5 protein-coding genes are annotated in these 12341 nt (G+C 49.5%); all 5 read left to right on the top strand.

Annotation, left to right across the window (positions count from 1 at the left end):
* Nucleotides 1–590, top strand: a 590-nt coding sequence (metG, locus tag HEN21_RS02795; RefSeq protein ID WP_183082899.1) for a methionine--tRNA ligase subunit beta, incomplete at its 5' end; no start/stop codon positions are given.
* A 132-nt stretch (nt 591–722) separates the two neighbouring features.
* The gene (locus HEN21_RS02790) at nt 723–4520 is read left to right on the top strand and encodes a DUF4132 domain-containing protein (RefSeq protein ID WP_176251964.1); all 3798 of its coding nucleotides are present in this window, start codon (nt 723–725) and stop codon (nt 4518–4520) included.
* A 12-nt stretch (nt 4521–4532) separates the two neighbouring features.
* The gene (locus HEN21_RS02785) at nt 4533–8294 is read left to right on the top strand and encodes a DUF4132 domain-containing protein (RefSeq protein ID WP_176251965.1); all 3762 of its coding nucleotides are present in this window, start codon (nt 4533–4535) and stop codon (nt 8292–8294) included.
* A gap of 9 nt (nt 8295–8303) precedes the next feature.
* On the top strand, nt 8304–11936 hold the full coding sequence (yehI, locus tag HEN21_RS02780) for a DUF4132 domain-containing protein YehI (RefSeq protein WP_176251966.1): 3633 nt from the start codon (nt 8304–8306) through the stop codon (nt 11934–11936).
* Between the two features lie 52 nt (nt 11937–11988).
* The gene (locus HEN21_RS02775; protein WP_105285001.1) at nt 11989–12309 is read left to right on the top strand and encodes a hypothetical protein; all 321 of its coding nucleotides are present in this window, start codon (nt 11989–11991) and stop codon (nt 12307–12309) included.
* Nucleotides 12310–12341 lie beyond the last annotated feature (32 nt).

Raw genomic sequence — 12341 nt, 5'->3', positions numbered from 1 at the left:
TTAACCTGTTCCGCGTGCTGATGACGTACCTGAAACCGGTACTGCCGAAACTGACCGAGCGTGCGGAAGCGTTCCTGAATACGGAACTGACCTGGGATGGCATCCAGCAACCGCTGCTGGCGCACAAAGTTAATCCGTTCAAAGCACTGTATAACCGCATCGACATGAAGCAGGTTGAAGCACTGGTGGAAGCCTCTAAAGAAGAAGTGAAAGCCACTGCCGCGCCAGTTACTGGCCCGCTGGCTGATGATCCGATTCAGGAAACCATCACCTTTGACGACTTCGCCAAAGTTGACCTGCGCGTGGCGCTGATTGAAAACGCAGAGTTTGTTGAAGGTTCTGACAAACTGCTGCGCCTGACGCTGGATCTTGGTGGTGAAAAACGTAATGTCTTCTCAGGCATCCGTTCTGCTTATCCAGACCCGCAGGCGCTGATTGGTCGTCACACCATTATGGTGGCTAACCTGGCACCGCGTAAAATGCGCTTCGGTATCTCCGAAGGCATGGTGATGGCCGCCGGTCCTGGCGGGAAAGATATCTTCCTGTTAAGCCCGGATGCCGGTGCTAAACCGGGTCATCAAGTGAAATAATCCCCTTCAAGGCGCTGCATCGACAGCGCCTTTTCTTTATAAATTCCTAAAGTTGTTTTCTCGCCTTTTTGTCGCTCTGTAACCTGCGCAAATGCTGTTAGCATCTGTATTAAACTGGATAAAATTACAGGGATGCAGAATGGACACTTTATCTATCAGGACGAGAAATCACATAAATTCTGGGCGGTGGCGCAGCAGGAAAACGAACTGCATATTAGCTGGGGAAAAGTCGACACCAACGGACAAAGCCAGGTAAAAAGCTTTGCGGATGCTGCTGCTGCGGAAAAAGCAGAGCTGAAGCTAATCGCGGAGAAAATGAAGAAGGGTTATGTGGAAGGTGACTCGGTAAATATGGTTCTCCCGCCAGTCACAAAAGAAAGTACCCCTTCTGAAGTTAAAACCGCAGTTGTAAGTAAAAACAAACGGCCATGGCTTGCTGATGATGCAGCCATTGCGTTAACTGACGATATTAATCGATTTGCTTTTCCTCATCGCACCAGGCCAAGAGAAATTAATTATCTGCGCAATAAAGGTGAGGTATGGAAGCGCATTGCAGATAGCACTTATGCATATGATTTAAAAAAATACTACAGTTCTTATCCGGAAAACTGGCAGCAGGCGTTTGCCGAATTACAGTTGCGAATCCAGGATAATCTACAGACAGGTAGTGCGCAGTCTGATGCGGCATTACTCTGGCACTCCTGGAACTCTTACTCAACAGATGAACTGGTCGATGACTTAGTCGTTCGTTGTGGCCTGGAAACTACCGTTGAAATCACCCTTCTCGCTCTTCAACTTAGATATAAAACAGTAAAAGCCGCCGTCACGACCATAATTCCTCCCGATCTCGAAGCAGAATCGCTACCGAACTGGCATCAACGTCTATGTCATCATCTTTCACTCGCTTCAGAAGATGAGTGGCAACGCTGTGTAGATAAAGTACTTGCTGCTATTCCCTCGCTCTCCCCGGCACGGCAACCTTTTGCGGCGCTACTGATCCCTGAACGACCGGATATCGCCAATGCCATGGCGCTACGTTATGCAGATCAAAACGTTCCGGCGATGACCTGGTTAAGACTGGTGGTAACCGATGATACTGCTCTAACTACAGCAGAAAAATACGACTTCCCACCGTTGTATCGTGATTTTCGCGCTTATCTGGCAATGTTGTTGGCAAATAATGGGGTGCGCGGTGTAAGCCGGATACTTCTTGAGTTAACGGAAGACCATTCTGACGACCCGGATTATGTTTTCAATCACATCAGTGAAACCGAAAACCTTGTCAAATGGCTATGGAAAACGAATCACCCGGATGCGATTCAAATTCTGATCCTCGGTGTAATTGGCAAGAAAAAGCACCTGGAATACTTAAGCAAAGCCTGTCAAAAACATCCTGCTGCGGCTATTGCCGCTTATGCTACTTTGTTGGCAATACATGAAGATACACAGTGGCGTAACGCACTTGTCAAACTGATTACCGCCACGCCAGAGTTGGTATGTGACGTTATTCCCTGGGTTAATGCTAAAGCGGCAGGTATCTTATCTGAATGTCGTCCGCAACCTGCGACTGAAGAATGTGAATATGCCACTGCGGATATGTTGCCAGAGCTGTTTACTTCGCCACCGTGGGTAATAAATAAGAAAAAGAATGCAGTACCCGTATTTGATTTACCGATACTTCCCGTTCCTGCCGTCACTGATATCACACCAGGAATTACAGAATTAATCAGTTATACTGACATATCCAGATTCAGTGACATCGCAAAATATCAGGCATCACAGCAAACATTTTTTACCGATCTGCCACTAATTGAAAAAGAAAGCTGGGAGACATCTTTCATTCCTTTTACACCAGAACAACAAATTCTCTGGCGACTGGGGTTTAAGGAATGGCGCAGAACCGGAGAAGAACAATACGAAAAAAAAATAATGCCACAAAGCGCAGTTGATGCCCTGTTACGTTTCGATTTCCCGTCGCTGAAAGCAGAGTTTGCGCAATACCATAACAAAGGCAGTAAATCCTGGCAGTTGTACGCTCTCTGTTTCCTACCCACTCAACATGCTATTTCTTTCCTCAATCAAATAATCAATGAAGAAGAATTCTCCGGCGAGAAAGAGATTCTGGCGATTTTTGGTGATGCGGCCATTCCTGCGTTTATGAAATGTCTGCAACGTAAGCCACAACAGTTGTGGATATTCACTCTCTTCCTGGGCGTCAGCGAATTAGCATTACAGATGGCGCAGCGATTACAGAAAACAATGTCTGCTGAAGATGCCCGAAAATGGCTGGCTAAATTCCCACGCCATGCCGCCGCCGGGCTACTTCCTGTGGCACTGGGCAAACAAGGAAAAGATCGTGATTGTGCCCGCCAGGCGCTCCGTCTGCTGGTGAAATTAAACCAGCGAGAAACGATTGAGGAAATCGCCCAAGGGTATAACCAACCTGATGTTTTAGCTGCGCTGGCAACATTGTTCGATAGCGATCCGCTGGAAGAATATCCCGCAAAAATCGCCCCTCTGCCCGGCTTTTATCAGTTCAGCTTATGGCGCAGACCACGGCTTAAAAGTAACAACCTGCCTCTGCCAGATGACGCTATGCGCCACCTCGGCACTATGTTGAGCTTTCCTCGCGACATTACCGCCTACGCTGGGCTGGATATCATTAGAGAAACCTTCACCCGCGAATCACTGGCTGAATTTGGCTGGGATCTGTATACCGCCTGGACAGAAGCTGGCGCCCCCGCAAAAGAAAACTGGGCATTTACCTCGCTGGGAATTTTAGGCAATGACGACACCGCCCGTAAATTAACCCCGCTTATCCGTGCCTGGCCGGGGGAATCCCAGCATAAACGAGCAGTTTCCGGGCTGGATGTGTTAGCCAGTATCGGTAGCGATATGGCGCTGATGTTGCTTAATGGCATTGCGCAAAAGATTAAATTCAAAGCATTGCAGGAACATGCCCGCGACAAAATCAATATGGTCGCCGAAAATCGCGGGCTGACAATGGCCGAACTGGAAGACCGACTGGCTCCCGATTTAGGACTTGATGCCCACGGCTCTCTGACACTTGATTTCGGTTCACGTCAATTCACCGTTGGTTTTGACGAAACCCTAAAACCCGTGGTTCGCGACGCAAACGGCAAAGTTCTGAAAGATTTACCTAAACCCAACCAGAGCGATGATAAAACACTGGCAACTGACGCCGTTAACCTCTTCAAACAGTTGAAAAAAGATGTACGCGCCATAGCCAGCCAGCAGATTGCTCGCCTGGAACAGGCTATGTGCCAGCGCAGACGCTGGACGGCAGAGCAGTTCCGCCTGTTCCTGGCAGAACATCCGCTGATGTGTCACTTAACCCGACGGCTGTTATGGGGAGTATATAACGATGAAAACGCCCTTATGACCTGTTTCCGCGTGGCAGAAGACAGCACTTACAGCGATGCGCAGGATGAGCTATTCACGCTGCCAGCAGGGAACATCGGTATTCCGCATGTGCTGGAAATCTCCCCTGAATCCGCCGCTGCATTCAGGCAAATTTACGCTGATTACGAACTGCTTCCCCCCTTCCAACAGCTCGACCGTTGTAGTTACCACCTTGCTGACAATGAACGCAGCGCCCATGAATTGACACGCTGGAGCGGACGGCTTTGCCAGGCCGGGCGCATTGTCGGACTGGAACGCAGAGGCTGGCAACGCCTGGAAGAAAGCGGCAGCGTCTATGCAATGCGCAAATCTACCCTTTATGGCGATCTCGAACTTGAAACAGAACATTTCTCATTGATTTATGGTGAAACGGGTTATGGCGACCTGCTACCTGTTGAAAGCGTAAAAATCACTTCACCAGGGGAACGCTACACGCTCACTTTCTCGGAGCTTGATGCCATCACCGCCAGCGAGTTGATTAACGATATTGAATCACTGTTTGATTAAAAGGATTTAACAATGAAAACCTATATTTATCAGGACGAAAAATCACATAAATTCTGGGCGGTTGAGCAGCAGGGAAACGAGTTGCATATAAGTTGGGGTAAGGTCGGCACCACCGGGCAAAGCCAGGTAAAAAACTTTGCGGACGCTGCGGCGGCGGAAAAGGCGGAGCTGAAGTTGATTGCGGAGAAAACGAAAAAGGGGTATGTGGCGGAGAACATTGTAATAACACCGTCATCTGCCCTCGCCAAAGTTACCGAAAGCCCTGAAATCCCCCCTTTGCCACAAGCCAAACCAACATCTGCTGGAGCTACTCTTCCCTGGCTGGCAGACGATGCCCAAATCATTCTGCCTACAGAAGTAGCCCCAACAACTCTAAGTCATCGACGCTGGCCAGGCAATCCTGTGCCACAAGAGGGTAAATTAACTCTACTTCGCACCGTCGCCGCAAATACTCATCGGCGTTTTAAAAAGATGGTCACCTTTGATTACAGCGCCTGTTCACCGGACTGGCAGCAAGCAATAGCCCGGGCTGTCGACCTTATCGACTCCCCCATTCATACCACGCTGCCGCCACAAGTTCTGGCGGTATTGGTTGCTCTGGAACAAGGTTTCAATCGTAATGATCACGAAGAGTTACTGGATCAAATTGTCCAGGAAGGTGGTCTGGAATATGCCACTGAAGTGATCATTGCGTGGCAATCCATCTGTTTTAGCTGGAATTATGACGCCAGTCTTATTACGGTCACCCCGGCTAAGACGCAGCCTGATTATCTGTCACGGTTCGCCGCAATTGAAATGCGCCTGCGTAAGCATCTGTCACTAGCAAATGACGAGGTATGGCAACGCTGCGCCGGCAAACTGATTGCTGCACTCGGAAACATGCCTGCCTGGAACCAGCCACTAGTTGCGTTATTGTTGCCAGAAAAACCAGAAGTAGCTCATGAAATTGCCAGACGTCTTTGCGGGCAAAAAGGGTTATATGCGCTGGAATGGCTAAAACTAGTGGCCACAGATGAGCAGGTATTGACGGAACTGGAAAAATACCATCCTGGGCACCCAGGGCAGGTATTTGATGATTATTACTGCGGTAAAATCTGGTGTGCGACAATACTTCAGGAACAACGTGTCGCTGCGCTAGCCCGTTTCACCCCTTATGCTTCCGGCGACACATGCGGTGAAGTGTTGATGCATATCAACCACCCGCAGGCACTTACGTCGCTTATCCATGCTAGCGAGCAAGGAAAGCGTTGCCACGAACGGATGACAAAGGCTTTCGCTCGCTTTCCACATGCTGCTATGGCGGCATTAGCTGAATTGCTGGCGCAAAAAGAGGAAAAAAGCTGGCGTATGATGCTGATGACAATGCTTATCTCTCAACCAGCATTAGCAGAACGGGTAATTCCCTGGCTAACGTCACCAGCAGCTACAGTGCTGAAATCATGCCAGCAACAGCTGACACAACCCTCAAACCATGCCTGCGACGATATGCTGCCAGCCGTATTAGTCTCGCCCCCGTGGCGGGTGAAAAAGAAAAAATCTGTAATGCCGGTATTGGACTTAGCGCCATTAGCGTTGGAGTCACGCTGCACATTGACCGAGACGGCAGAAAAAGAGATTCATGCAAGGCATCGCTGGTACGCACATCAAATAGATATCGGACAAAAAGAGGATACTCAGAATTACCTGACGCGCCTGGGTTTCAATCGCTGGAATAATGATCACTATATGAAAGCGCCTGATGTTGCTGTAGAGGTCTGGCTGCGGGGAGATTATTCCGCGCTGATCAGCGAATTTAAAACCTTCTGGCACTCCTATCAACGGGAATGGCAGCTCTACATGTTAGCTGCACTGCCTATCGAAAAAACAGCGCAGGCGTGGAATGTCCTTAGTAAAGAGCCACACGTCGGCGTCGAATATGTCATGACGCACCTGCAACTCAGCGGGTTGCAGGGTTTTATTCACTCCTTTTCACGCTATCCACAGGAAGCGTTGCCTGTAGCACAATATTTTGCGGCTATCGAATTAGCGCCGCTGATTGCTCGCGCCTTCAACAAACTCAAAATCCTACGACAAGACGCCCGTACCTGGCTTCTTAAATACCCTGAACATGCCATTACCGGCCTGCTGCCAACGGCGCTCGGCAAAGCCGGTGAAGCCCAGGATAATGCCCGCGCCGCCTTGCGTATGTTGACTGAAAATGGTCATCAGCCATTACTGGAACAAGTCGCCCTGCGTTATAACCAACCGGAAGTAACAGCCGCCATCAACGCCCTGCTGGCTCTCGATCCGCTGGATAATCACCCGACAAAAATCCCTACTCTTCCGACCTTTTATCAGCCATCGCTCTGGACGCGCCCGGTATTAAAAGAAAACGCTCAGCAACTGCCTGATAACGCCCTCCTCCACCTCGGCGAAATGCTCCGCTTCCCCCAGGAAGACGCGCTGTATCCGGGATTATTACAGGTGAAAGATGTCTGTACCGCAGACTCACTGGCTGAATTTGCCTGGGATCTATTTATCGCCTGGCAGACGGCTGGCGCGCCATCGAAAGAGAGTTGGGCGTTCAGTGCGCTAGGTGTTCTCGGCAACGATGACACCGCCCGCAGACTGACGCCGATTATCCGCGCATGGCCTGGCGAATCCCAGCATAAACGGGCCACCGTCGGACTGGATATTCTCGCCGCTATCGGCAGCGATATTGCTCTGATGCAACTTAACGGTATCGCCCAGAAGCTGAAATTCAAAGCATTGCAGGAGCGGGCAAAAGAAAAGATTGCCAACATTGCCGAAAGCCGCGAACTCACGGTCGCGGAACTTGAAGACCGGTTAGCACCGGATCTCGGTCTGGATGATAACGGTTCGCTGCTGCTGGATTTCGGCCCACGTCAGTTCACCGTCAGCTTTGATGAAACCTTAAAACCGTTTGTACGTGATGTTTCCGGCAGCCGCCTGAAAGACCTTCCAAAACCGAACAAAAGTGATGATGAAACGCTCGCTGCCGATGCCGTTAATCGCTTTAAACTGCTGAAAAAAGATGCCCGTACCGTTGCCGTCCAACAGGTGGCAAGGCTGGAATCCGCCATGTGCCTGCGCCGTCGCTGGTCAGAGGAAAACTTCCGGCTCTTTCTGGTTGAGCACCTACTGGTACGCCATTTAACCCGCCGCCTGATTTGGGGCGTTTATAGCACCGACAACCAGCTACTGGCTTGCTTTCGCGTTGCGGAAGATAACAGCTACAGCACCGCTGACGATGATCTCTTCACCCTGTCGGAAGGCGATATCTCTATTGGTATTCCTCACGTTCTGGAAATATCACCGACGGATGCTGCCGCCTTTGGTCAGCTTTTTGCTGACTACGAACTGCTACCACCGTTCCGCCAGCTTGACCGTAACAGTTACTCCCTGACAGAAGCTGAGCGCAATGCCAGCGAACTGACTCGCTGGACAGGCAGAAAATGCCCGAGCGGTCGGGTCATGGGGCTGGCAAATAAAGGCTGGTTGCGTGGCGAACCGCAGGATGCAGGCTGGATCGGCTGGATGATCAAACCTCTTGGTCGCTGGTCGTTAATCATGGAAATCGATGAAGGTTTTGCGGTAGGCATGTCACCAGCCGAACTCAGCGCCGAGCAACTCTTAAGCAAACTGTGGCTATGGGATGGCAAAGCAGAAAGCTATGGCTGGAGGAATAACGCAACACAGGAAGCCCAGTTCTCCGTGCTCGATGACATCACCACCAGCGAGTTAATTAATGACATTGAAGCTCTATTTGAATAAGGGAAGAACATGAGCAAGGAATTACCGTGGCTGGCGGACGATGCGCAACTGGAACTGAAATTTAAAAAAGGCAAAACGCCGCTCAGTCATCGTCGCTGGCCGGGCGAACCAGTGCCCGTTATCACTGAAAGTCTCATCCAGACATTGGGAGATGAATTACTACAACAAGCAGGCAAGAAGAAAAATATCACCTGGCATTATGATAAATGTTCACTGGAGTGGCAGTCCGCCATCCAGCAGGCAATTAATTTGATTGGCGAGCATAAACCGTCAATCCCAGCCTTTACAATGGCGGCTCTGATCTGTATCGAGAAAAATGATAGCCAGCAGTTACTTGATGAAATCGTGCAAAAATATGGGCTGGAATATGCAACGGATGTGGTGATAGCGCGTCAGTTCATTGCACTGAATTATCATGCTGATCCATCAACTGTGTGTTTAATGACACCTAACGAAGATACAGGCTATGGCTATCGCTCAGAGACTTATAGCAATTTCGATTTTCGTCTGCGTAAACATCTTTCACTGGCGGAGGAAAACTGCTGGCAGCGTTGCGCCGACAAACTCATTGCTGCACTGCCAGAGATCCCCACAGTTCGCCGCCCTTTTATTGCGCTGATGCTTCCGGAAAAACCAGATATAGCGAATGAGCTTGCCAGCCTTGAAAGCCCATCAACAAGTTTTCACTCAAAGGAGTGGTTAAAGGTCGTTGCTACTGATAATACGGCGGTAAAAAAACTCGAACGATACTGGAGCCTGGACGTATTTAGCGATCGCGAAGCCAGCTACATGTCGCATGAAAACCACTTCGGTTACCCTGCCTGTGCCGCCCTTTTACGCGAACAAGGGTTAGCTACCGTGCCACGTCTGGCAATGTATGCTCATAAAGACGACTGCGGCAGTCTGCTGGTACAAATAAACCACCCGCTGGTCATCCGCATCTTGTTACTGGTGGCTGATAAAAACAAACCCAGCCTGCAACGTGTTGCTAAATACAGTAAAAATTTCCCCCATTCGACACTCACCGCACTGGCTGAACTGCTGGCGTTAAAAGAACCACCTGCTCGTCCTGGTTATCCAGTCATTGAAGACAAAAAACTGCCTGCACAGCAAAAAGCACGTGATGAATACTGGCGCACGCTGTTACAAACGTTGATGGCATCGCAGCCACAACTGGCAGAAGACATAGGTCCATGGTTAAGTGCTCAAGCCCAGGCCGTGCTGAATAGTTATTTATCGGCACCGCCGAAACCTGCTTTCGAGAGTACTCATAGCAACGACCTGCCAGAAATACTTGTTTCTCCACCGTGGCGAGGTAAGAAAAAAACGGCATTGCTGCGCCTTGATTTAGCGCCTCTCAAATTAGCTCCCAAAGCCCGCTGGCAACCAGGCGAACGAGAGAGGCTTGCCGCCACAGAGTCTGCCCGTTATTTCAGCACGGGATCTTTTGCGGAACGCATGGAAAGAAAAAGTGGTCGCGTTGTACTACAGGAGCTAGGTTTTGGGGATGATGTATGGCTGTTCCGAAATTATATACTGCCCGGCAAACTGGATGCGGCGCGCAAATCATTAGTGGTTCAGTGGCATTACTACCAGGGCAGAGTCGAGGAAATCAACAATGGCTGGCATTCTCCGGAAGCAAAATCAGCAGAACAGGCGCTTCGTAACGGCGACGTTGAAGCGTTAATTAACGCCTGGGAAAATGACAGCTACTCGCGTTATCGTCCTGAAAAGAGTGTCTGGAATCTGTATTTATTGGCACAGCTTCCGCGTGAGATGGCAGTGGCTTTCTGGCTGCGTATCAATGAGAAAAAACATCTGTTCGCGGGTGAAGACTATTTTCTCAGCATCCTCGGTTTGGATGCATTACCCGGTTTGTTGCTGGCTTTTTCACATCGTCCGAAAGAAACATTTCCGTTAACTTTAAATTTTGGCACAACCGAACTGGCGCTACCCGTCGCCCGCATCTGGCACCGTTTTGCCACTCAGCGTGATCTGGCACGCCTGTGGATTTTACAATGGCCAGAACATACAGCTACCGCACTTATTCCTCTCGTCTTTACTAAGCCCAGCGACAACCGCGAAGCCGCATTACTTGCCCTGCGTTTACTGTATGAACAGGGACATGGCGAATTATTGCAAACCGTGGCGAACCGCTGGCAGCGTACTGATGTGTGGTCTACCCTGGAGCAATTGCTTATACAGAACCCACTAGAAATTTACCCGCCGCGCATTCCGAAAGCCCCTGATTTCTGGCATCCGACAATGTGGCACAAGCCACGGCTTATCAATAATAATCAGCCTGTTACCGATGATGCTCTGGAAATTATTGGCGAAATGCTGCGCTTTACCCAGGGTGGGCGTTTTTATAGCGGACTGGAACAATTGAAAACGTTCTGCCAGGCGCAAACGCTGGCCGCTTTTGCCTGGGATCTGTTTACCGTCTGGCAACAAGCTGGCGCCCCCGCAAAAGACAACTGGGCATTTCTGGCGTTAAGTCTCTTTGGCGATGAAAGCACGGCACGGGATCTGACAACGCAGATCCTCGCCTGGCCGCAGGAAGGCAAATCAGCCCGGGCTGTCAGTGGCCTGAATATACTTACCCTGATGAATAATGATATGGCGCTAATACAACTGCACCATATCTCGCAACGAGCGAAATCGCGCCCCTTACGTGATAACGCGGCGGAATATCTCCAGTTGGTCGCAGAAAATCGCGGACTAAGCCAGGAAGAGTTAGCGGACAGATTAGTCCCAACACTGGGCCTTGATGATCCACAGGCGCTTATCTTCGATTTTGGTTCACGACAGTTTAGCGTTCGTTTCGATGAAAACCTCACCCCGGTTATCTACGATCAGCAAAACGTGCGCCAGAAAAGTGTTCCCCGGCTGCGAGCCGATGACGATCAACGTAAAGCGCCTGAAGCACTGGCTCGCCTGAAAGGATTGAGAAAAGACGCTACTCAGATCAGCAAAGATCTACTGCCGCGTCTGGAATCGGCACTGCGCACCGCCCGACGCTGGTCGCTGGCAGATTTTTACTCTCTGTTTGTTAAACATCCTTTTACCCGACTGGTTGCCCAGCGACTGATATGGGGCATTTATCCGGCAAATGAACCACGTCGTTTACTTAATGCATTTCGCGTGGCGGCAGAAGGGGAATTCTGTAATGCACAGGACGATGTTATTGATCTACCTCCAGATTGCCTGATTGGCATTGCGCACCCGTTAGAAATGCCAACAGAAATGCGTGGTGAATTTGAACAACTTTTTGCCGATTACGAGATTATTCCGCCATTTCGTCAACTGGCACGACGCACGGTACTTCTCACGCCAGATGAAGCAGCAAACAATAGCCTGAACCGCTGGCAGGGGAAGTCAGCCACCGTTGGGCAACTGATGGGGATGCGTTACAAGGGCTGGGCATCAGGGTATGAAGACGAATTTGTCTATGGCTTAGGTGAGTATCGTCTGGTGCTTAAGTTTTCACCCGGTTTTCACCACTACAATGTTGATAGCAAGGCGTTGATGAGTTTCAGTTCTCTTAAAGTGTATCGTGACAATCAATCTGTCACTTTTGCCGAACTCGATGTATTTGATTTGAGTGAAGCCTTAAGTACGCCGGACATCATTTTTCACTAACGCACTGCGGGTAGTAACAAAACTGCCCGCTGTCTGACAACTGAGAAAATCCATGATCGTGCAAAGTGAACTGGTCTCTATTTACGACTATCAGGTCATTGATCCTGAAGAACCCTTTTCCTTCCGACTTGAAATACATAAATATGCCCAATTATTTACTGGAACGGTCTACCGACTGGAACGCTTCCGGTTGCATCCAACATTTAATCAATTTGATCGAGATGATAGCGACCCGCTAATAAATGATGCTTTGATTTATATAAGAGATGAATTTATTGATGAGAGAATATTAAGAGGTGAATCACCAGAAACTGTAATAGCAATTTTTAATCGTGAACTACATAATATATTCAGTCAACAAATAGAATTATAATTTATTAAAGGGGGAAGAGGTATTCCCCCTTA

Origin of the sequence: Escherichia sp. 93.1518 (assembly GCF_013368915.2) — a bacterium.
GTDB classification, from domain to species: Bacteria; Pseudomonadota; Gammaproteobacteria; order Enterobacterales; family Enterobacteriaceae; genus Escherichia; species Escherichia ruysiae.
Note: the sequence above shows the minus strand (reverse complement) of the source record. Positions and strands in the feature narration are given on the sequence as shown.